The sequence below is a fragment of the Streptomyces sp. NPDC006261 genome, from assembly GCF_040613515.1.
GTDB lineage: Bacteria > Actinomycetota > Actinomycetes > Streptomycetales > Streptomycetaceae > Streptomyces.
This window is the reverse complement of sequence record NZ_JBEXSI010000012.1, coordinates 14593-37305: the sequence shown is the minus strand read 5'-3', so window position 1 is coordinate 37305 and position 22713 is coordinate 14593. Positions and strand designations below refer to the sequence as shown.

General features: G+C 71.7%; 16 protein-coding genes. 3 read left to right on the top strand and 13 right to left on the bottom strand.

The window, feature by feature from the left end; translation table 11 throughout:
• Positions 1–87: 87 nt before the first annotated feature.
• Positions 88–348, bottom strand: a complete 261-nt coding sequence (locus tag ABZ154_RS09980; protein WP_356830815.1) for a hypothetical protein — start codon at positions 346–348, stop codon at positions 88–90.
• Between the two features lie 147 nt (positions 349–495).
• A complete protein-coding gene (locus ABZ154_RS09975; protein ID WP_356830813.1) occupies positions 496–3315 on the bottom strand; it encodes a GNAT family N-acetyltransferase in 2820 nt (939 codons plus the stop codon).
• Between the two features lie 124 nt (positions 3316–3439).
• Here ABZ154_RS09975 and ABZ154_RS09970 point away from each other — a divergent pair, with 124 nt between their 5' ends.
• Positions 3440–4168 carry a siderophore-interacting protein gene (locus tag ABZ154_RS09970; protein ID WP_356830998.1) on the top strand — a complete coding sequence of 243 codons (729 nt, stop codon included), beginning with the start codon at positions 3440–3442 and terminating at the stop codon, positions 4166–4168.
• Positions 4169–4193: 25 nt separating this feature from the next.
• Here the strand turns inward: ABZ154_RS09970 and ABZ154_RS09965 are convergent, their stop codons facing one another.
• The 6 genes from ABZ154_RS09965 to ABZ154_RS09940 form a co-directional block, all read right to left on the bottom strand.
• On the bottom strand, positions 4194–5774 hold the full coding sequence (locus ABZ154_RS09965; RefSeq protein ID WP_356830811.1) for an APC family permease: 1581 nt from the start codon (positions 5772–5774) through the stop codon (positions 4194–4196).
• 227 nt (positions 5775–6001) lie between these two features.
• Entirely contained in the window at positions 6002–7468 is a 1467-nt protein-coding gene (locus ABZ154_RS09960; RefSeq protein WP_356830809.1) for an aldehyde dehydrogenase family protein, read from the bottom strand.
• Entirely contained in the window at positions 7465–9204 is a 1740-nt protein-coding gene (locus ABZ154_RS09955) for a D-aminoacylase (protein WP_356830807.1), read from the bottom strand. Before ABZ154_RS09955 ends, ABZ154_RS09960 begins: the two co-directional genes overlap by 4 nt.
• Before the next feature lie 221 nt (positions 9205–9425).
• A complete protein-coding gene (locus ABZ154_RS09950) occupies positions 9426–10550 on the bottom strand; it encodes an LLM class flavin-dependent oxidoreductase (protein WP_356830805.1) in 1125 nt (374 codons plus the stop codon).
• Positions 10551–10684: 134 nt separating this feature from the next.
• The gene (locus ABZ154_RS09945; RefSeq protein ID WP_356830803.1) at positions 10685–11470 is read right to left on the bottom strand and encodes a glucose 1-dehydrogenase; all 786 of its coding nucleotides are present in this window, start codon (positions 11468–11470) and stop codon (positions 10685–10687) included.
• 11 nt (positions 11471–11481) lie between these two features.
• A complete protein-coding gene (locus ABZ154_RS09940; protein WP_356830996.1) occupies positions 11482–12423 on the bottom strand; it encodes a TIGR03619 family F420-dependent LLM class oxidoreductase in 942 nt (313 codons plus the stop codon).
• 469 nt (positions 12424–12892) lie between these two features.
• Here ABZ154_RS09940 and ABZ154_RS09935 point away from each other — a divergent pair, with 469 nt between their 5' ends.
• Positions 12893–14197 (top strand): peptidase, encoded by a 1305-nt coding sequence (locus ABZ154_RS09935; RefSeq protein ID WP_356830801.1) that lies wholly within the window; start codon positions 12893–12895, stop codon positions 14195–14197.
• A gap of 238 nt (positions 14198–14435) precedes the next feature.
• Positions 14436–15995: a pectate lyase gene (locus ABZ154_RS09930; RefSeq protein WP_356830799.1), complete on the top strand. Its 1560-nt coding sequence runs from the start codon at positions 14436–14438 to the stop codon at positions 15993–15995.
• 78 nt (positions 15996–16073) lie between these two features.
• On the opposite strand, the gene ABZ154_RS09925 is transcribed toward ABZ154_RS09930, so the two are convergent.
• The 5 genes from ABZ154_RS09925 to ABZ154_RS09905 all read right to left on the bottom strand — a co-directional run bounded on the left by ABZ154_RS09925 (position 16074) and on the right by ABZ154_RS09905 (position 22576).
• Complete coding sequence (locus ABZ154_RS09925; protein ID WP_356830994.1) at positions 16074–17168, bottom strand: pectinesterase family protein; 1095 nt, start codon at positions 17166–17168, stop codon at positions 16074–16076.
• Positions 17169–17311: 143 nt separating this feature from the next.
• Positions 17312–18688, bottom strand: coding sequence for a pectate lyase (locus ABZ154_RS09920; RefSeq protein WP_356830797.1), 1377 nt, complete (start codon positions 18686–18688; stop codon positions 17312–17314).
• 74 nt (positions 18689–18762) lie between these two features.
• Entirely contained in the window at positions 18763–19599 is an 837-nt protein-coding gene (locus ABZ154_RS09915; protein ID WP_356830795.1) for a rhamnogalacturonan acetylesterase, read from the bottom strand.
• Between the two features lie 140 nt (positions 19600–19739).
• Positions 19740–21077, bottom strand: coding sequence for a sugar ABC transporter substrate-binding protein (locus ABZ154_RS09910; protein WP_356830793.1), 1338 nt, complete (start codon positions 21075–21077; stop codon positions 19740–19742).
• A complete protein-coding gene (locus tag ABZ154_RS09905) occupies positions 21074–22576 on the bottom strand; it encodes a family 43 glycosylhydrolase (RefSeq protein WP_356830992.1) in 1503 nt (500 codons plus the stop codon). Before ABZ154_RS09905 ends, ABZ154_RS09910 begins: the two co-directional genes overlap by 4 nt.
• Positions 22577–22713 lie beyond the last annotated feature (137 nt).

The following is a 22713-nucleotide window of genomic DNA, read 5'->3' as shown; positions in this document are numbered from 1 at the left end:
GTGAAAGGCCGCAATTGACCATTGAGGCATTGCCCTTAAGGGCAATGCCTCAATGGAGGAAAGGCCCGAGAACGCTCCGGTCGGAAATCAGAAGCCGCCGGTGTAGACGAAAAGGAAGGAGACCGGAAGGACCACACCCACGACACCGGCGGCGAGGCCGATGCAGCACTGGACCCGGTTGACCTCGACCTTGCTGATCAGGCCGAGGACCCCGAAGGTGATCGCGAGGGCGCCGGCCAGAATGGCGAAGATACCGAGGAAGAACGTGGTGATCAGCGCGATGACGCCCAGCCCGAGCGAGACGGGCGCATAGAGGGTTGCAGGGCTTTCGGTGGTTCCGGTCGCCATGTCGCGTCCCTTGTCGTGAGGTGTCGGTCGGCATCGTCCGAGGTGCGGGGGAAGGGAACACCTTCCCGTCGGTCCCTCCCATGATGGCATTCGCCGTCAGCACGCCCGGAACGGCCCCTGAGCGGTTCGGGACCGAGGGAACACCGCTCAGGCCAGGCCCAGCGCCACCGCCCTGGACAGGAACGCCAGCCGGGCCGTCTTCTCCGGCTTCTCGATCTCCGGGCCCAGCTCGAACCCGATCCGCGCCATCCGGGCGATCGCCTTCTCGTTGCGGGCGTCGGGCTCCACGACGACCCGCAGGTGGGCCGGGTCGCTGAAGATGTAACCGATGAACGCGGTCAGGAGGGCGTCCGTGTACCCCTTCACCGCCCCCTCGGCCTCGGCGGGCGCGACCAGCAGGTGGATACCGAAGTCCCCGGGCCGGACGTCGTAGCACTCGCCCACCGGGTCGGCGTCCGGCTCGTACGTCTGGAACAGCGCGGCCGGGACGCCGTCGCGCAGCGCCAGGTAGGCGTGGTGGGTGGGGAGCGAGTCGACGAACTCGTAGATCTCCTGGACCTGTTCACGGGTGTGGTCGGCCATGCCCCAGAACCGGGCGCGCTCCTCGGTGACCCAGCCGTGCAGCAGCCCGGCATCGGCCGCCGGGTCGACCGGGACCAGGCGGACCACGCCGAAGCCCTCGACCTTCTGCTCGTGGACGGCGGGGCGCAGGGCGGGGACGGTGGTGGCGGTCATGGTGGTGCTCTCCTCGGTGCGGTGCAGCAGGTTCCAGTCGGTGGCCACGGGGGCCAGCCGGCCGCTCGCCCACAGCTCCGTCTGGTCACGGTGGTGGGCGGAGCCCGGCACTCCGGACGCGCCGAAGGGCACCACCCAGAGGCTGTCCTCGCGGCGGGCCAGGTCCCAGACGTAACGGGCGGCGGGGCCGCGGGCGAAGAGGTCGGTGATGCCGGGGACGCTGGAGGTGGAGAGCACGCAGTCGTGGTCGCCCGCGAGTCCCGGCCAGACCTCCTCGGGGGTCGCACCCGGCAGCGCCTGCCAGGGGGCGGCCCGGTGGACCTCGCCCCATGCGCTCGGGCCGGGGCCCTCCGCGTGCGTCGCGGCGACCGCTTCGGCCGAGGCCGCGACGACCGCCAGCCGGTCCTCGTACGGGAGGAGTCCGACGGTGAGCAGGGTCTCCAGGGCGTAACCGATCCGGGGTACGGCGGCGAGCCAGGGGCGGAAGAGCGGCGGGTAGGCGGCGGAGCGCCAGGGGTCGGCGTCGCCCGTGACGGGCCGCAGGGCGGGGTGGGCGGCCAGCCGGTGGACGACGTCCGCGCGCAGCCGGGAGTAGAGGGTGGCGTCGGTGCTGTCCGCGTCCATGTGGCGGTCCCAGCGCAGCAGCCGGTCCCGCAGGCGTTCGGCGTCGGGGCCGAGGCCGGGTGCGCAGGCCAGCAGGGAGAGGAGCTGTCGGGAGGAGGCGAGGCGGGTGTCGGTGTGGACGGCGGCCATGTCGGCGGACGACCAGGGCCGGCCGGCGAGCCCCCTCTCGCCCTCGCCCGGGGGCGTGCCCAGCAGCTCCCGTATGCGGTGGGCCCGGTGCGGCGGTGCGAACTCGATGCCGAGGGGGGCGGCGAGGCCGCGCTCGTTGGCCATCACGGCGGTACCGGTGGCGCGGTCGACCTCGGTACGGGGCAGGGGCTCGCCGCCCTCGCGCCAGGCGTACGCGGGGTCGTGGGCCGGGACGACCCGCAGCCGGTTCTCGTGCGGGCGTACGGGGACGTGTCCGGCGACCCGGTGCAGGGTGGCCCCGGTGGTGTCGGCGGCCAGGACCACGTTGACGGGTTCGGCCCAGCCGTCGAGGGCGATGTCGAGGTCGGCGACCGTACGGGCCCGGAGGAGCGCGGGCAGCACGTCGAAGCCGAGGTCACCGGTGACGCGGGGCGGGTAGCGGAGGCTGATGACGGGCGCGTCCGAAGCATCGCCCCCTGCCGCATCCCCGATGATCACCGGCCCCCTGTCCGTCTCCACGACCTCGACGCTCTCCGGCTCTCCCCCGGCGACCTCGACGGTCTCCGTGTGGGCATGGACCGCGTACCAGCCGTCCGGGCCGAGCGCCTCCACGTCCCCGTCCGCCGTGCGGCGCAGCTGCTCCCGGTAGAGGTCCTGGTAGTCGGCCATCGCGTTGGTGATCGCCCAGGCGACGCCGCCCGTGTGCCCGAAGTGGGCGATGCCCGGGACGCCGGGGACGGCGAGGCCCACCACGTCGTACTCGGGGCAGGCGAGGCGGAGTTGCTGGTAGACGCCGGGGTCCTCGATGAAGCGGTGCGGGTCGCCCGCGATGACCGCGGCTCCGGTGGTGGTGCGGGCGCCGGTGAGCAGCCATCCGTTGGAGCCGGAGGTGCCGGGGCCGTCGGTGGCGAAGAGGGTCGCGCGGTCGTCGCCGAGCCTGCGGGCGACCTCTTCGCGCCAGAGTTTGGCGGGGAACCCGGCAAAGAGGATGTGGGTGGAAAGCCAGACGCCGAGCGGGGTCCAGGGCTCCCAGCGGCCGGGGGCGAGCCCGGCGGCGGCGAACTCCGGTGCGCGGGCGGCTCCTTCGGCCAGCCCCGCGTTGACCCCGTCGACGTACGCGCCCACCCAGGCGGCGGTCTCCGGCGCGAGGCGGCCGAAGCAGCGGCGGGCGGTGTCGGCCAGCCGGGCCCGCCGGGCGAACCGGTCCCAGTCGACGGCCTCCGCTCCGAGGTGCGCGGCCGTCGTGCCGAGGACCCGGTGGCGCTCGGTCTCCAGCTGCCAGGCGCGGTCCAGGGCGGCGTTGTGGCCCTGCGCCCGGGCGAGCGCGAGCGCGCTGCCGGCCTTCAGATGGGGTATGCCCCAGTCGTCCCGGAAGACCTCGAAGCCCTCGAAGCCCTCGAAACGCTCATGGTGTTCGACGCGCTCGAAGTCGCCCTCGGCGCCCTTACCCGGCCTCTCGCTGTCGACGTCAGCCGTCATCGCTCTGCCCATCCCCTGCTCCCGGTGGTTTTCAGCCACTCCCCAGCCCCCGGAATTTAGGCTAGCCTAACCTAAAGTGACCTTGGGCAGTGGGCCGGGGCGCCAGGAGAAGGTGGGAAGCACCGTGGGGCATGGCTGGGAAGGCGTCGTTCTCAAACTGTTCCGGGGGCGGGATTTCACCTTCACCGTGACCGGTGCGGAGCAAGTCACCGACCGGTTCCGCCGGGTGCACGTGACCGACGGAGGGCTGCTCGCGGCGACCGGCGGGGCGCACCCCACGATGTGGGTGCGGCTCTGGTTCGAGAAGGACGGCAAACCGCACCAGCGCGCCTACACCCTGGTCGACCCGGACCCCGAGGCCGGGACCTTCAGTCTGGAATTCGCCCTCCACGAGGGCCCCGCCTGCGACTGGGCGAAAGCGGCCGAGCCCGGCGACACGATCGACGCGACGCTCCAGGGCACCGGCTTCACCCTGCCCGACCCGGCGCCCGCGCGGCTCTTCGTGATCGGTGACCCGGCCGCGCTCCCCGCGATCAACTCCCTGCTGGACGCGGTCCCGGACACGCCGGCGACGATCTGGTTCGAGTCCGCCGACGAGGGCGACCGGAAACTGCCGTTCCGCCTCGACGAGACCCATCACACCCTGCACCACGTGGAGCGCCGCGAGGGCGGTGCGCACCTGGTCGCCGAGGTGAAGGCGGCCCTGCCGGGGCTGCTGGGCGAGGACCACGCGGACGCGTACGTCTGGGTCGCCTGCGACACGTCGACCACCCGGACCCTGTCGGCCTACCTCCGCAAGGAGCTGGGCCTGCCCAAGGACCGGGTGAACGCGCTGGGTTACTGGCGCCCGTAACGGTCGGCCCGCGCTGCCGGAGACCTCAGTCCTCGACCACGAGGGCCGGGGTCTCCTTCGTCAGCACCTGGCCCCGGAAGAACGCCGGGCTGCGGCGCTCCATCGCGACCATCAGCACCACTCCGACGAGCAGCAGCCCCACCCCGATGACGAAGACCGAGCCGACGCCGAACACCGACGAGCCGGAGCCGTACGCCGGGTCCCACATGTCGTAGAGGGTCTTGGCGAAGACGGCGGCGAGCAGCAGTCCGCCGACGGCCGGGAAGAGGCCCTTGAAAACCAGGTCCCGGGCGGAGCGGCCCAGTTCGGCGCGGAAGTACCAGGCACAGGCGAAGGCGGTCAGCGCGTAGTAGAAGCAGATCATGAGGCCGAGCGCGTAGATGGTGTCGATCAGCACGTGCTCGCTGACCAGGGTCATCACGGTGTAGAAGACGCCGGTCCCGATGCCTGCCACGACCGTCGCCCGGCCGGGCGTCTTGAAGCGGGGGTGGACCTTCGCGTACGAGGCCGGCATCGCCTCGTACGCCGACATCGCGAGGACCGTGCGGGCCACCGGGATGAACGTGGTCTGGAGGCTGGCGGCGGCCGAGGCGAGGACGGCGACGAAGAGCAGCACGCCGAGCCCGGAGCCCATGATCGGCCCGGCCAGGACGGCGAAGACGTTCTCGCCGGTGTCCGGGTTGGCGAGGCCGAGCCCGGTGGTGCCGGAGCCGACGGCCATCTGGGCGGCGACGGCGGTGGCCAGGTAGGCGCCGACCAGGACGACCATGGCGATGAGGGCGGCGCGGCCGGGGGTCTTGTCGCTGCCGGTGGTCTCCTCGTTGGTGGTCAGGCAGGCGTCCCAGCCCCAGAACATGAAGATGGAGAGGGAGAGGCCGGCCGTGAAGGCGGCGAAGGACTGGACGGCGAACGGGTTCAGCCAGGACCAGGAGAAGTCGAGCGAGGTGGCGAAGTCCGCGCCGCCGCTGCCCGCCTTGTTCAGGGCCATCGTCACGAAGAGCGCCAGCACGGCGAGCTGCAGGCCGACCAGGGCGTACTGGATGCCCTTGGTGGCAGTCATCCCCCGGTAGCTGATCGCGGTGGCGGCGGCGATGAGGACGAGGCAGGTGCCGATGTGGACCAGCTTGTTGTCGTCCAGGGCGGCGACCGACGGACTGCCCGTGACCTCACCCGCCAGCAGCCAGAAGAACGAGGTGGCGACACCCGCCAGGTTGGACAGGACGATGATCGTCGCGATGACCAGGCCCCAGCCGCACATCCAGCCAACGCGCGGGCCGAACGCCTTCACCGTCCAGGTGAAGGAGGTGCCGCAGTCCGGCATGACCTTGTTGAGCTCGCGGTAGGCGAAGGCGACCAGCAGCATGGGCAGGAACCCGGCCAGGAAGACGGCGGGCATCTGCACGCCGACCTCACCGGCGGTGGAGCCGAGGGTCGAGGTCAGGCAGTAGACGGGGGCGACGGTGGAGACACCGATGACCGCGCTGCCCATCAGCCCGACGGAGTTCCCGCCGAGGCCCTTGCCGCGTACGCCCCCGTCACCGCCGTCGGACGGGGCGCTTCGCCGTACCGTGTCTCCGGCCCGTGGCCGCGCGTCCAGCTGAGTCATGAGGAGGACGCTATGCGCTGCGATATCCACATCCGGAGGGTGAGACTCCAGCGTCTCACCCTTGATTACACCGGCCGCTTACCGATGAACGCTGCACCAATTCAAGGCCACGCGCGCGTGACGCCTTGCAATGCATGCCGGTGACGCGAGGGTGGCCACGTACGGTAATCGCAGCACTGTCCGTTTTGTGCCGTTTCAAAATTTTCCCGCGCTCCCTGGGAACGCGTTCAGCCGGGCCACACGATCGCCTGCGTCTCGCTGTAGGCGTGCAGCGCGTAGGAGCCCACGTCCCGTCCCACACCGCTCTTCTTGAACCCCCCGAACGGGGCCTCCATGTTCCGCCCGACCGTGTTGACGCCCACCCCGCCCGCGCGCAGGCGCCGGGCGATGCGGAAGGCGCGGGCCACATCGCCCGACCAGACGTAGTCGATGAGGCCGTAGTCGCTGTCGTTGGCGAGCGCGACGCCCTCCTCCTCGTCGTCGAAGGGGACGACCACGACGACCGGGCCGAAGATCTCCTCGCGGACGACCCGCATGCCGGAGGTGCAGTCGGCGAGGAGGGTGGGCGCCACGTAGAAGCCCCGGTCCAGGTGGGCGGGCCGGGCGCCGCCGGTGACGACCCGCGCGCCTTCCTTCCGGCCCAGCTCCACGTACGCCTCCACGCGGTCGCGGTGGGCGGCGGAGATGACCGGGCCGACGACGGTGGACCGGTCGGCCGGGTCACCGACGGTGAGCGCGTCGGCGTACGCGGCCAGCATGGCGATCAGCTCGTCCTGGCGGGACCGGTGGACCAGGACGCGGGTCGGAGCCGTACAGATCTGTCCGCTGTAGAAGGAGAAGGCCGTGCCGATGCCCGCGGCCGCGGAGCCGAGATCCGCGTCTTCGAGGACGAGCGCGGCGCCCTTGCCGCCCAGCTCCATCAGCTGCCGCTTCATGCCGCGCCCGCACACCTCCGCGATGCGCTGCCCGACGGCGGTGGAGCCGGTGAAGCTGACCATGTCGACGTCCGGGGAGTCGACGGCGGCCTCACCGGCTGGTGCGCCCGAGCCGGTGACCACGTTCACCACGCCCGGCGGAACGCCTGCCTCCGCGAGGGCGGCGGCCATCCGGTAGACCGAGAGCGGGTCCTGCGGGGCGGGCTTCACGAGGACCGTGTTGCCCATCGCGAGGGCGGGCGCGATCTTGCCCGCCGGGTTGGCCCAGGGGTTGTTGTACGAGGTGATGCAGGTGACCACGCCGACCGGCTGCCGGACGGCCAGCGCCCCGAAGACCCCGGCCCGCCCCATCGGACCGGCCTCGTTGATCTGGGGTGTGATGGCCTCCTCCACGGGCTCCAGGGCACCGCGCGCGTACCGGCGGAAGCGGGCCGCGCCGACGGCGACCTGCATGCCCCGGGCGGTGGAGGCGGTGGCCCCGCTCTCCGCTCGGGCGATGTCGGCGTGGGCGGGGAGATCGCGCTGGATGAGGTCGGCGGCCCGCTCCAGGATCGCGGCGCGCTTCTCCGGGCGGGTGCGCGACCAGGGACCGAAGGCCTCTTTGGCGGCTGCGGCGGCCTCGTACACCTGGGCGCGGCTCGCCTCGGGGGCTAGGCCGACGACCTCCTCGGTGGCGGGGTCGATGACCTCGTAGTGGCCGTCGGCGGGTTCGGTCCACGCGCCGCCGATGAAGAGCTTCTGCGGTCCGGCGGGGCTCACGCCGTACTCACCGTCCGGGTGTCGCGGCCCGAGCGCAGCACCGCCCCCGGCACCGCCCCCGTCACCTTGTCGTCGCGCAGGGTCTCGACCCCGTTGACGCGTACGGACACGATCCCGATGGCCTTGGCGTCCAGGCGCGGGCTGTCCCCGGGCAGGTCGTGGACGAGGGTGGCCGGTCCGGCGTCGATCCGCTCGGGGTCGAAGAGGACGAGGTCGGCGTGGAAGCCCTCCTCGATCCGGCCGCGTTCGCGCAGGCCGAAGAGGCGGGCCGGGTCGTCGGTGAGCATCTTGACGGCGCTGGTCAGCGGGACGAGTTTCCGCCCGCGCAGACAGTCGCCGAGGAAGCGGGTGGTGTACGGGGCCCCGCACATCCGGTCCAGGTGCGCGCCCGCGTCGGAGCCGCCGAGCATGACGTCCTCGTGCTCCCAGGTGCGCCGGCGCAGGGCCCAGGAGTCCGGGTCGTTGTCGGTGGGCATCGGCCACAGGACCGTACGCAGGCCGTCGGCGGCACAGATCTCGACCAGGCAGTGGAAGGGGTCCTGGCCGCGCTCGGCCGCGATGTCGTCGACGACGCGCCCACTGAGCCCTTCGTTGGCGGGACTGTACGTGTCTCCGATGACGTACCGGCCGAAGTCGGCGAGGCGCCGGAAGACCCCGGCCTCCTTGCTGTCGGCGCGGCGCAGCATCTCGGCGCGGGTGCCGGCGTCCCGGAGGCGTTCGATGCGCTCGGGGACGGGGAGGGCGAGGACCTCGCCCCAGCCGGGGATGAGGTTGAGGGCGCAGAAGGTGCCGAGCGACATGTTCATGGGGGTGAGGATCGGCATGGTGAGGGCGACGATCCGGCCGCCGGCCGCGCGGGCGCGTTCGCTGGGGATGAGCTGGCGCGGTACGCGTTCGGGGACGGCGGCGTCGATGGTGAGCACGTTCCAGTTGAGCGGGCGCCCGGCGGCGGCGCTCATGTCGACGAAGAGGTCGATCTCCTCGTCCGAGAACTGGTCCAGGCACCCGGCGACGATCGCCTCCAGCTGCGTCCCCTCGTGCTCCCCGACCGCGCGGGACAGGGCGAGCAGCTCCTCGGGGAGGGCGTGCCGGGAGGCGACGGGCTCGCCGTCGCCGTCGGCGTGGGTGGAGGACTGGGTGGTGGAGAGCCCCCAGGCGCCCGCGTCCATCGCGTCGTGGAAGAGGGCGAGCATGGCGTCCATCTGCGCGGGCGTGGGCTGCCCCCCGACCGCGTCCGCGCCCATGACGTGCCGACGGAGGGCGCAGTGGCCGACCATGAACCCGGCGTTGACGGCGATACGGCCTTCGAGGGCGTCGAGGTATTCGCGGAAGGTGGACCAGGTCCAGTCGACGCCTTCCTCCAGGGCCGCGAGCGCCATGCCCTCGACCCTCGACATCATCCGGCGGGTGTAGTCGGCGTCCTCGGGGCGGTCGGGGTGGAGGGGCGCGAGCGTGAAGCCGCAGTTGCCGCCGGCGACGGTGGTGACGCCGTGGTTCATGGAGGGGGTGGCGTAGGGGTCCCAGAAGAGCTGGGCGTCGTAGTGCGTGTGCGGGTCGACGAAGCCGGGGGCGAGGACGAGGCCGTCGGCGTCCTCGCTGGTGACGGCCTCCTCGGCGACGGTCCCCGGCTCGGCGATGACGGCGATCCTGCCGCCGCGGAGGCCGACGTCGGCGGTGTAGGCGGGGCCGCCGGTGCCGTCCACGACTCTCGCGCGGCGGATGAGGTGGTCGAGCATGACGGTTCCCTTCCGGTGGGTTCCTTGCTTCGGCTCGGGTGGGGCGGCCGGGGTGCGCACGCTTGGGCCGCGGTACGCACCCCGGCTCACAGGGCGACGGTCCGGGAAGACGCCGCCCAGTCCCGGACCCGCCGGCGCTACGGCACCCCAGCCCCGCCGGCGTTCGAGGCGCGGGGCTCGGGGCGGAGCCCCGACGTGGGCCCGAGGCAGCGCGGAGGGCCTCAGCCCGCCGCCGCCCGGAACCGCGAGGTCCGATGCACCGGATCCGTGTCGATCTTCGGAATCACGTGCTCCCCGATCAACCGGATCGTGGTCATCGTGTCCTGCGGACTGATCCCGATCGGCAGCCCGAAGCTCAGCTGGTCCGCCCCCGCCTGATCCCACCGCCGGCACTGCTTCAGCACCTCGTCGGGATCGCCGCAGATCATCAGCTCCTCCGCGATGAGCAGCTCCACGATCTCCTCGGTGTACTCCGGCAGCAGCTGCGGCCACTCCGGAATCCCCTCCGGCCGCGGAAACGTGTCGTGGTAGCGGAACAGCAGCGACTGGAGGTAGTTCAGTCCCCCGCCCACCGCGATCTCCACCGCCTTGGCGTGCGTCTCGGCACAGATCGCCGTGGACGTCACCATCACGTTGTCGTTGACGAACGCCCCCACCGGCTCGGCGTCCCTGACCGCGTTCTTGTAGGACTCGACGACCCACTCCATGTCGGAGACCTTCTGCACGCTGAAGCCCAGCACCCCGAGCCCCTTCTTCCCCGCCATGGCGTACGAGGACGGCGACCCGGCCGCGTACCACATGGCCGGGTGCCCGGCCCCGTACGGCTTGGGCAGGATCTTGCGCGGGGGGAGCGACCAGTGCTTGCCCTGGAAGCCGACGTACTCGTCCTGGAGCCACATCTTGGGGAACTCGGCGATCGTCTCCTCCCACAGCTCCTTGGTGTGGTTCATGTCGGTGATGCCCGGCATGAACCCGAGGATCTCGTGGCTGCCCGCCCCCCGCCCGGTGCCGAACTCGAAGCGCCCCTCGGAGAGATGGTCGAGCATGGCGACCTTCTCCGCGACCTTCACCGGGTGGTTGACGGGCGCGAGCGGGTTGAAGATGCCCGAGCCGAGGTGGATGCGGTCGGTGGCGTGCGCGAGATAGCCGAGGTACACGTCGTTGGCGGAGAGGTGCGAGTACTCCTCCAGGAAGTGGTGCTCGGAGGCCCAGGCGTACTTGAAGCCGGACCTGTCCGCCTGGATGACGTACTCGGTCTCCTCGATCAGTGCCTTGTGCTCTGCCTCGGGGTCCACCTTGGCGCGCGCGGCGGGCACGTACCCCTGAACAAAGAGCCCGAATTCCACGGAGGTTCACCGTCCTCAAGTCCTCCTGACGGTTTTTCTGACACACCGTCAGATTGTGATGCGACCGACTGTTCCACCGCAGCCGCACCCCGTCAATAGCTGACGAATCGTCAGGTCATGCGCCCGGGGCGCGGTCAGAGGAGGCTGACCCCCGCCAGCCACCCCCCGTCGATGACGAACGGCTGCCCGGTGATGTACGAGGAGTCCTCGGCGGTCAGGAAGAGGGCCAGCGCGGCCACCTCCTCGGGCCGGCCGATCCGCCCCATCGGCACGAGCTTGCGGTAGTACGCGTCCAGCGCCGCGTCCGACCGGCTCAGGTCGGCGCCCGGGTCCAGCAGGGCCGGGTTGCTCATCGCCGTGTCGACGGCCCCCGGGCAGATGGCGTTGACCCGGATGCCCTTGCCCGCCAGCTCCACGGCGGCGACCCTCGTGAGGCCGAGGACGGCGTGTTTGGTCGCGGCGTACGCACCCACCAGCGCCATGCCCGTCAGACCGGTGTACGAGGAGGTGTTGACGATCGTCCCGCCGCCCGCCGCCTCGATCTCCGGCGCCACCGCCCGGATCCCGAGGAACGCCCCCGTCAGGTTGACCTGGACCACCTGCTGGAACTCCTCCAGCGGGGTGTCGACCAGCTCGTTGAAGCGGAGGATGCCCGCGTTGTTGATGAGCCCGTCGATCTTCCCGAAGGCGTCCCGGGCCACGGCCACCGCCTCGGTCCACTCCTCCTCCCGCCCCACGTCCAGCCGCACGAACCGGGCGGCCTTCGCCCCCAACTCCTTCGCCAGTGCCTCCCCTTGCTCGACCAGCACGTCGGCGATGACGACCCGCGCCCCCTCCGCCGCGAAGAGCCGCGCCTCCTGCTCGCCCTGCCCGCGCGCCGCTCCGGTGACCAGGACGACCCGCCCGTCCAGCTTGCCCATGACGACTCTCCCTACACGCTGAGACGAGGGGCCACGTCCGCACCGAACGCCGCCATCTGATCGGTCAGTTCGTCGACGCTCCGGCTCCGGAACCGGACCTGGATCTGGTGCACGCCGATCGCCGCGTACTCCCGCAGCGACTCCGCCAGCTCCTCCGGCTTTCCGGCGAGGGTCCGCCGCCCGACGGACCACCCGGGCTCACCGACGTACAGCGGTTCGGTGATCGCACCGATGACGATCGGCGCGCCCACCCCCGCCTCCTCCCGCAGGGCGTGCACCCGGGCGATCTGCGCGGGCAGCCGGTCCCGGGCATCGCCCTGCGGGAGCCAGCCGTCACCTCTGACGGCCGCCCGGCGCACGGCGGCGGGCGAGGAGCCGCCCACCCAGATCGGCACCCTCTCCCGGGCGGGGCGCGGGAGCTGCCCGAGGCCGCCGAAGGAGAACCGTTCCCCCGCGAACTCCGGGTACTCCTCCGGCCCGAGCGCCGCCCGCAGCGCGTCGATGGTCTCGTCCAGCACACCGCCCCGCCCGTCGAAGTCCGCCCCGACCGCCTCGAATTCCTCCCGCACGTGCCCGGCCCCGACGCCCAGGATCAGCCGGCCGCCGCTGAGGTGGTCGAGGGTGGCGTACTGCTTGGCGGTGATGAGGGGGTGGCGCAGCCCGACGACGGCGACATGGCTCATCAGGAGCACGCGCTCGGTGACCCCGGCGAGGAACGCGAGCGTGGCGACGGGGTCGTACCAGACCGTGCTCATCCCCTCCGCGAGCCGGCGCGGGATGGCGATGTGGTCGCAGCTCGCGAGGTAGGCGAAGCCGCCGCGGTCGGCGGCCCGGGCGATGCGGACGAGGTCGGCGGGGGTCGCCGCCGCCTCCCAGGGCTCGGCGTAGATGACGCTCTGCGACTGGACCGGGAGCTGCATCCCGTACGTCAGTGGCCCGTCGGGTGACGGCAACGGCGGCAGCGACGGCAACGGCGGTGGCGGTATCGGCACGGCGGCCTCCTTCCCCTTGCGCCCCGGGGCGCTCCCCGCTCCGGGTGACGGCCGCCATCGTCGTACCTGACGGGTCATCAGACAAGGGGAGGGCGAAGGGGAGAGGACACGGACGCCCCCTGCGCGGACCCCCGGAAAATGTGAATGCAGGACTCCGGTTGAATGGGCGGGAATTGCGGGCGCACCGCCGCCACCGGTCCCCGCGTCCCTTTTCCATGGCGTTGATCACAGGAAAAGCACAGACTCGGAGAGCAACTGCCCCTTTTCGCTCTCTCTGTCTGCCGGGGACAGCACCTTTCGGCCCGCCGCGGCCGGGAAATTCCCCCCGTACGTTCGTACGTCCGCCCTACCATCACCACAGGCCACCCGTGTGATCCCTACCGCGGGACGGCCGCTCCCATTCTGCGTGCCGGACCAAAAAAGGGCTCAAGTGAAGATTCGCCGCATTCTCGCCACGGCCGTCGCCGTCGCCGTGACGACGCCTGCCGTCATGCTCTCCGTAACCCCCGCGTTCGCCGACACCAAGCCCCCCGCACAGACGCCGGCCAAGCCGACCCTCAAGGAGCTCGAAAAGGCGGCGGCCGAGGCGGAGAAGGCGTACGACGCGGCTGTCCTGGCCGAGAGGGCCGCGAACGACGCGGTGGAGGCGGCGGTATCCGACACCGCGCCCCTCACCGTGGCGGCCAAGGCCGCCCGGAAGGCCGCGGACGACGCCGCCGCCGCGAAGACCACCGCCGACAAGGCGGTCACGGACGCGCAGGCCGCGCTCGACGCCCTGACCGAGGACAAGGACGCCACCGACGAGGACAAGGCCGCCGCCGAGAAGGCTCTGGCCGACGCCAAGACGGCCGCCGAGGCGGCGGCGACGGCCAAGACCACCGCCGACACCGAGGCCGCGACCGCCGCCGAGCTCGCGGACGACGCGAAGGTCGAGGCGTTCAGGGCCCTCAGCAAGGCGCGGGACGCCACCAAGAAGGCGCTCGCCGCCAAGGACGCAGCCGACGCGGCCCTGGAGCGCGCCAAGCAGGAGGAAGAGGAGAACCCGGGCGACGGGGAGTGCGTGGACGAGCCCGGCCTCACCACGGTCGTGAAGGGCTTCCCCTCCACGGTCACCGCCGGTACCGCCACCAGCTTCTCGGTCCGGGTGACCAACGGCACCGCCAAGAACATGGAGAAGGTCCTCACCTACGCGAGCGTCCACGCGACCGACAAGAGCGGCGCCAAGGACATCGCCAAGTACCTGAAGCTGAAGTGGTCCACGGCCGAGTCCCCGAAGTGGCAGGCCGTCGACGGCGACCGCTACATCGACGCCATCGGCGCGCTGGAGCCCGGCAAGCAGGCGGACATCAAGCTGCGCCTGGACGTCGACGCCAAGGCTCCGGCCGGGCAGGGCCTCACCTTCATCGCGGGCGACTACTTCAACAAGGACGGCTCCTGCGGCCTGACGCCCGACGCCGCCGTCAACCAGTTCGACATCAAGGCAGCGGCCGGCAGGCCCGTCACCAAGCCGGCCCCCAAGCCCAGCACCAGCACCACCGCCCCGGCCGCGGGCTCCGGGGTCACCCCGCAGGGGTCGGGTTCGAGCGTCCCGGTGAACACCACGAACGGCACCCTCGCCGCGACCGGCTCGTCCGACGCCACCACGCAGCTCGCGCTCGCGAGCGGCGCGGCCGTGGCACTCGGCGCCGGCGCGATGTTCCTCGTGCGCCGCCGCAAGGCGGGCGCCGACGCCTGAGGCGTGCGAGCGTGACCAGGAGGGGCTCCACCGCTCGCCGCGGTGGGGCCCTTCCTCGTGCGCGGTTCAGACGCTGCACGCCCCTTGCCAGAGCGGCTCGCCCCTCTCTATCTTCACCAGTGGTAAGCGCTTTCTATCCTCTTCACGGGAACACCTCCCTCACGCGAAGGCGTTCGGGAGCGCTCCCACCTGTCATGAACGCAACAACCGTCCATCCGAAGACGCATGGGGAGACAACATGAGACGACCAGTCGCACGGCGGCTGCAGGCCGCCGTGGCCACCCTGGCCCTCGCGGCCGCCACCGGCGTGGTGCTGACGTCGGCGCCCGCCGCCTCGGCGGCGACCGGCAGCGCCACCGGGTACGCGACCCAGAACGGCGGGACCACCGGCGGCGCGGGCGGACAGACCGTACGGGCCACCACCGGGACCCAGATCCACGCGGCCCTGTGCGGACGGGCCAGCAGCAGCACCCCGATCGTCATCGAGGTCGAGGGCACCATCAACCACGGCAACACCACCAAGGTCTCCGGCAGCAGCTGCGACACCGCGGCGGGCGTGATCGAGATCAAGCAGGTCAGCAACGTCACGATCGTCGGCGTCGGCAGCGGGGCCGTCTTCGACCAGCTGGGCATCCACCTGCGCGAGGCCCGCAACATCATCATCCAGAACGTGACCGTCCGGAACGTCAAGAAGTCCGGCTCGCCCACCTCCAACGGCGGTGACGCCATCGGCATGGAGAGGGACGTCCGCAACGTCTGGGTGGATCACACGACCCTGGAGGCGTCGGGCGGGGAGTCGCAGGGGTACGACGGCCTCTTCGACATGAAGGACAACACCCAGTACGTGACCCTCTCGTACAGCATCCTGCGCAACTCCGGCCGCGGCGGGCTCGTCGGATCCAGCGAGACCGAACTCTCCAACGGCTTCGTCACCTACCACCACAACCTGTACGAGAACATCGACTCCCGCGCTCCCCTGCTGCGCGGCGGCATCGCCCACATCTACAACAACCACTACGTGCGGCTCAACGACTCAGGCATCAACTCCCGGGCCGGGGCACGCGCCAAGGTGGAGAACAACTACTTCAAGAACTCCAAGGACGTCCTCGGCACCTTCTACACCGACGCGGCCGGCTACTGGCAGGTCAGCGGCAACACGCTCGACAACGTGACCTGGTCCAGCCCCGACAGCAAGACCAACCCCGCCGGGCCCGACATGAAGTCCACCACCACGGTCGCCATCCCCTACACCTACCGTGCCGACGCGGCCAGTTGCGTCCCGGACGTCGTGAGCCGGACGGCGGGCGCCAACAAGGGCAACAGGGTCTCGGACGGCAACTGCTCCCCGCAGACGCCGACCGACCCGACTCCGAAGCCCACCGACCCCACCCCCGGCCCGACCGACCCCACCCCCGGCCCCACCCCGCCCACCGGGACCAACCTCAGCATCGGGGCCGGCTCCGACGGCTCCAGCAAGGCCGCCGGTACGAGCTACGGCGACCTCCGCGACGGGAGCCTGACCACGTACTGGTCGCCCGTCGGCACCACCGGCTCGGCCTCGATCAAGTGGTCCTCCGACACCGCCGTCTCCTCGGTCCACATCCGCGAGGCAGCCGGCGCCACGGGCAGCATCAAGGCCTGGCGGCTCCTGAACGGTGACACCGGCGCCGTCCTGACCTCCGGCAACGGGGCAGGGCCCATCACCTTCCCCCGCACCTCCCTGCGCAAGATCACCTTCGAGATCACCAGCTCGTCCGGCACCCCGAGGATCGCCGAGTACGAGACGTACGCGGGTTAGCGGCGAAGGCCCCGCCCACCCTCCTCGACCCGCATCCCCCACGTACGTATCCGGGAGGTGCGGGTCGAGGCCGTCCGGTCAGCGGGCCTCGGACAGCCAGCGGGCCGGAGTGTGGGCGCGGGCCTCGGCGGCGGTGAGCTGCGGGCGGTTCGCGGGAACCGTGACGCGGGCGCCGGGGCCGGTGTTGCGGTGCTCGGCGAAGCGCTGGTCCTGCCACGGGAAGCCCGCGGACATGGTGGCGTACGGCGTCACGGCGTCGATCCCCGGGCCGAGGTGGCTGTCCCGCACCGTCAGCATCGGGCGTGCGGTGAGGTCCGACGACGGCACCCAGGGGCGGGCCAGCTTGTAGTACGCGTCCGGGGCGGCGCTCGTGACCCGGGAGCGCAGGACCAGGAAGCCGTACGGATTGGCCCCGGCGGTGCTCGGCGCGAAGACGAAGCCGTACGGGGCCGAGGCCAGGTCGGCGCGGGTGAGCGTACGGAAGTGACAGCGGTCGAAGACGGCGCTCGCGCGGCCGAAGACGAAGTCGACGTCCCCCTCCACGTAGCAGTCGCGGTAGTAGTGGCGGGCGAACGAGGTGAGGGCGGGGGAGTCGGCGTACAGGGTGTCCTGGTGGCCGAGGAACCGGCAGCCGTAGAACGCCGAGCGGTCACCCTGGACCTTGATGGCGACGGCCTGCGTGCCGGTGTACTCGGGGTTGTCGGAGCGCAGCCAGTCATTGGCGAAGGTCAGGTCACGGGCGGTGAACCCCGCCGCCTGGACGGTGACGGAGGCCGATCCGCTGGTGCCCAGGCTCCCGGTCCCGTCGGGCTCCGGCGTGCCCGCCGCGTTGCCGTACACGAGCACGGTGTCCCGGGCGTCGCCGCTCGCGCCGATCAGCGTGAGCCCTTCGCGGGCGGCCCCGACGAGGACCGTCGCCCGGTACACCCCGGGGGCGATCACGAGGGTGCGCCCGGTGCCGGTCGCCGCGTCGACGGCGGACTGTACGTCGGTGTGGTCGCCTTGGCCGTACGGGTCGACGTACAGCGTGCGGGGGTCCCGGCGCCGGGCGGGTGAGCCGTGGCGGCCGAAGGGGCGGGGGTGCGCGGCGCGGGCCCGGGCGGCGGGCGCGCCGAGGGTGAGGGCGGCGGTGGTTCCGGCGAACAGCGCGAGAGCGGTGCGCCTGCTGGGCATGGGCATGGGCACGAGGCCTCCTCGGGGTGAGCGGCGAAAGGCCGGAGCGGCGCTCTCCGGGGTGCTGGAAAGCATGCGGTGCCGCTCCGGCCGGTTCAGGGACGTACGGGTTCAGGGACGTACGTGGAGGGTTTAGCGCTCCTTCAGTGGCCGGCCGTCGCCTCGCCCGCCCCGGCCTTGAGCGCCACGAGCACCGGCACGGCCAGCGGGTGGTGGACAGCCGTCCGCAGCTGGGGCGTCCAGCCGGCGCCCTCCGTGAGCTGCTCGCCGGGAACTCCCGCGTTGTGTACGGCGATCAGGTCGGTCTTCCGCCCGTTGACGTAGTTGTTCCCGGCCGTCAGCGAGGACTCCGACCACTTCTTCAGGATCGTCGCCCGGTCGACCTCCCGCGTGAGCGTGAAGGCGTTGTGCTCGGCCACCAGTCGGGACTCGGCGCCGATGCCGTACGTGTAGCCGTAGGCGCTTGTCTTCGTCGCGACGAAGTGGTTGTTGTACGAGTCGACCTGGCCGAACCGCACGCGCGGCGCCCGCTCGTTGACGTCCTTGAAGAGGTTGTGGTGGAGCGTGACGCGGAGCTTGCCCCGGTCGCTGGCGCCCGCACCGTCGCTGTTGCCGATGAGCATGGTCTTGTCGTGGTCCTTGAGGACGTTCCACGAGACGGTGACCAGGTCGGCGCCGCGCACGATGTCGAAGAGCCCGTCGTGCTGCTGGTACACCTGGCCGAAGTAGTGGGGCTGGTCGGCGTCGGGCCGGCCGCCGTCGCTGAAGGTGTTGTGGTCGACCCAGACGTGGCGGGAGCCGTACACGACGAGGTTGTCGTACTCCGCGTTCCAGGCGCCTCCCGCCCCGTCAGTGGGGTCCCACTGGGGGAAGCAGTCGTAGGTGTCCTCGAAGGTGATGTTGCGGATGATGACGTTGGAGACGTCTCTCACCTGGAGCCCGGCCCCGATGACCTTCGGGTTCTTCCCCACGCCGACCAGCGTGGTGTTGGAGGGCACCTTGATGTTGACGGCGGCCGCCTGCTTCTTCGCGGAGGCGACGCGGGCGTCCTCCAGCGGGCCCGAGGGGACCGCGTCCCGGCCCCAGACCTCGGGGTCGTAGGCGGCGAGGTACTTCTCCAGCGTGTAGCCGCCGGTCTGGTACTGCTCGCAGCCGATCGGTGTGCCGGCGGCGTCGGAGTTGCCGTGCACGGTCCCGGAGATCCTCACGATCTTCGGCGCGTCGCCCGCCGCTGCGAAGGCGGCCATGAGTTCGGCCCGGTTGGTCACCGTGTAGACGTGCTCGGGGGCGGCGTTCGCGCCGCCCGTGGTGGAGCCCTCGGCGGCGGCCCAGCCGTCCCCGGCGGGCAGAACGGCGCGCTCGACGCCGGTGCTGTGGTGGGTTGCCTGCTGGTTTCCCCGGTGGAGCGGGTGGGGGGTGGCCTGGGCCGGGGTGCTCATGGCGAGGGCCAGCGAGGCGCAGCCCAGGACCACGGCGATGGCGCGGGTGCGGGTGCGGGTGTGGCGCGTGCGTGCGGGCATGGCGAATCCTTCTCTTGGCGTCGAGGAGAGGAAGCGGAAAGGAAGCGGAGGCGAATGAGGGGGCCGGGCAGCCGTCAGGCCGTCCCGGACCAGCTGATCCACTCCGCCGGGACCGGCTCGTCCAGGCGGCGGAGATCGCGGGCGGCGAGCACGCCCCCCTCCAGCAGGGCGCGGGCCGTCATCCGGGCCACCTCCACGGCTCCCACCGGCCTGAAGTGGGTGTTGTCCTGGGCGCCGTCGGGGTGGTTGGGCGATTCGCCCGGCTCCAGCCACAGGAAGTACGGCTCGGTGCCGTCGGGGCCGAGCTCCTGCCAGCGGGCGAGGGAGAGCGCCTGGAGGTCGAGCAGCGGGACGTCCTCCTCCGCCGCCAGGGCGCGCATCGCCGCAGGGTACGCGCCGAGGCTGGGCCGGGCGGTGCCGTCGGCGGCGAACCGGCGGCGCTCGACCGAGGTGACCAGCACCGGCCGCGCCCGTCGCGCGCGAGCGCCCTTCACGTACTGGCGCAGGTACTCCTGATAGGTGGTGTACGGGTCCGTCCCGCGGGCCGGGTCCTCCGTCTTCTGGTCGTTGTGGCCGAACTGGACGAGGACGAGATCACCGGGGCGGACGTCGGCGAGGAGCGCCACCAGTCGGCCCTCCTCGATGAAGCTCTTCGAACTGCGGCCGTTCACCGCGTGGTTGGCCACCCGGAGACGCGGGGCGAGGAAGAACGGGAGCGCCATGCCCCAGCCCGTCTCGGGTGCGGCGGAAGCGGGTTTCGGGGCGGCCGTGGAGTCGCCGGCGATGTGGACCGTACGGGGGCGGGGCCCGCCTCCCCCTCCCCCGCCGCCCTGGGCGAGCGCGGGGGTGGAGGCGAGGGCGAGGGGCAGGGTGAGCAGGGAGGTGGCGGTCTGTCGGCGGGTGAGTGACACGGGGAGGGCTTCCTCTCTCGGGGAGGTGCACACGTGCTCGGGAGAGGGACCGGCGGCGGAGCGCGACCCGGACCGCCGCCGGTCCCCCGTCATCGGGAGCGCGACCAGCGGGACACGGAGGACGACGGACTGCGGCCGGGTCACCCGTTGCCGATCTCCTTCCACTCCTTGTTGGCGGCGTTCAGCTCCTCGGCCATGTCGTCCAGGAACGCCTTGGCCGTGATCTTGCCGAGCAGCACCTTCTGGAACTCCGGCTCGTTGTCGGCCTTGCTGATGTTGTTCCAGTCGGGCAGGTAGTACGGCAGGTCGACGATCTTCGTGGAGCCGTCGGTCAGGGTCTTCGCGGCCAGCGCGGTCGACTCGGTCTCGTTGATCCACGGGTCCTTCGCCGCTTCGGTGTTGGCCGGGATGGCACCGGCCGACTCGTTCCACTTGCTGTTGGACTCGTGGGAGGCGGCGAACTCGATGAACTTCCAGGCCGCGGTCTTGTTCCGGCTCGACCGGAAGAGGCCGAGGCCGTCGACGGGGTTGGAGACCTGCACGCGGGTGCCGCCGTCCCCGATGGGGGCCGGTATGCCCGCGAACTTGTCCTCGCCGAGGGCCTTGAGGTGGTCCTGGTAGGAGCCGAGGTTGTGGCTGAGCATGCCGATCGTGCCGGTGTCCCACTGGGCCACCATCTTGGTGAAGTCGTTGTTGACGTCTGCCGCGGGCGTGGTCTTCTTGAAGAGACCGGCGTACTTCTCCAACGCGACGACGTTCTTGGGGTCGTTGAGCGTGGTCTTGTCGCCGTCCCAGAACTCGGTGATGCCGGACTGGCCGTAGATCGCGTCCAGCGCCTGGGCGATGGAACCGGCGCCGCCGCGGATCGTGTAGCCGAACTTGTTGTTCCTGGCGTCGGTGAGCTTGTCGGCCGCCGTGTAGAACTTCGCCCAGGTGTCGGGGGCTTCGAGCCCGGCCCGGTCGAACAGGTCGGTGCGGTACCAGAGCACACCGTTGTTCGCGGACGTCGGTACGGAGTAGATGTCGTCACCCCGGCCGGCCGCCGCGCGGACGCTCTCGACCATGGACTCGACGAGCTTGCCCTTGAGCGCCGAGCCCTCCAGCCGCTCGTTGACCGGCTCCAGGGCTTCCTGCGACACGATGTTGGCGAGGTAGGCCGTGCCGACCCCGCCCACGTCGGGCAGCCCGCCGCCCGCGATGGCTGTGTCGTACTTGGACTGGACGTCGGCGATCGGAACCGGGACGTACTTGACCTTGATGTCCGGGTTCTGCTTCTCGAAGTCCTTGATGATCTCGGTCCAGATGGCGGTGCGCGGACCGCCGTTGTTGTCCCAGAAGGTGATCTCGCCCTTTCCGCTGCCTTCCGTGCCGGAACCGCTGCCGCCGTCGCCGCACGCGGTGGCCGTCAGCGCGAGCACTGCGGTGAGGGAGACCGCTGCGGCCGCGCCGCGCCCCCGCTGTGTCTTCGAGATGTTCATCGTCGGCTCTTCTCTGTCTGTAGGTGTCTGGTGCGGAATGAGGTGAAGCGGGCCGTTCCGGCGGGGCCCGTCCCGGCCGGTGCGGTGGCGAACAGGCCGAGGAGGGCCCCGACCCAGCGCCAGGGGGTGGCGGCGAAGACCGGGCCGGAGGGCCGGAACCCGTCGCCGGTGTCGGCGGAGAACCGGCAGCGCGCACCCGCCGTGACCTCGACGCGCAGCAGGGCCCGTCCGCCGGGGGACGCGCGGGGCTCGGCCGCGTCCCGTTCGCGTACGGCGACGCCCTCGGCGAAGCGGTGCACGAGACGGGGCGTCCCGTCCGCCCCGGCCTCCAGACCGATCCAGCTGAAGGCGTCCCCCAGCACGGCGAGTCCGGCCTTGGCGCCCGGCTCGTCGCTGTCCAGCGCGAGGTCCACCTCGACGGCGAACTCCTCGGCGGGCAGCCGCTGGACCAGGACGTTGGGCAGCAGCCGCAGGTCGTGCGCGTACGCCGTCCGTACGCAGGTGAGCCGCAGCCCGTCTTCCATGGGCGCCGCTCCGACCCAGCCGGGGCCGGGGTTGGCCGTCCACTGCCACTGCCTGCCGGGCCGGCCGCCGGGGAAGTCGTCGTCGACGGCGGGTGCCGTCACCGGCTGCTCGGGGGCATCCGGCTTGGTGTGTACGGAGACGGGTTCGCCCGCGTCGCCGATGACGGGCCAGCCCTCGGCGTCCCAGCGCATCGGCTGGAGGTGGACGACCCGCCCGTACGCTCCTCGCGCCTGGAAGTGCAGGAACCAGTCCTCGCCCGTGGCGGTCCGCACCCAGCCGCCCTGGTGGGGGCCGTTGACGTCGGTACGGCCCTGGGCGAGGACGACGCGTTCCTCGTACGGGCCGGAGAACTCGCGCGACCGGAAGGCGCCCTGCCAGCCGGTCTCCACTCCCCCGGCCGGGGCGAGGATCCAGAAGTAGCCGTCGTGGCGGTAGAGCTTGGGGCCTTCGAGGGTGAACCAGCCGGGGAGCTGGTCACCGTCCACCAACGTGGTCCCCCCGTCGAGGAGTTCGCGGCCGTCCGGGCTCATCCGGTGGCCGGTGAGGCGGTTCTTGATGCCGGAGCGGGACTTGGCCCAGGCGTGTACGAGGTAGGCCTCGCCGGTCTCCTCGTCCCACAGGGGGCAGGCGTCGATGAGCCCCTGGCCCGCCTTGACCAGGTGCGGAGTGCTCCAAGGACCTTCGATATTCCGGGAGTTGATCTGCTGGATGCCGTGGTCGGGGTCACCCCAGAAGATCCAGAACCGCCCGCCGTGGTGGCGCAGGGAGGGCGCCCAGACCCCGCGGTCGTGGCGGGGGACGGCGAAGTCGGCGGCGGGTTCGAGGCGTTCCAGCGCATGCCCGACGAGGGTCCAGTTGACCAGGTCGCGGGAGTGCAGGAGGGGCAGGCCGGGGGCGCGGCCGAAGCTGGACGCGGTGAGGTAGTGGTCGTCGCCGACGCGGACGACATCGGGGTCGGACCAGTCGGCGTTCAGGACGGGGTTGCGGTAGGTGCCGTCACCGAGGTCGGCGGTCCAGGGGCGGCCGGCGGGGCCGGTGGCCCGGGGGCGGCCCGCCTCTGCACCCCGCCCGACCTCTCTCGCCGGGCCACCGGCCTGTCCGCGCCCACTCA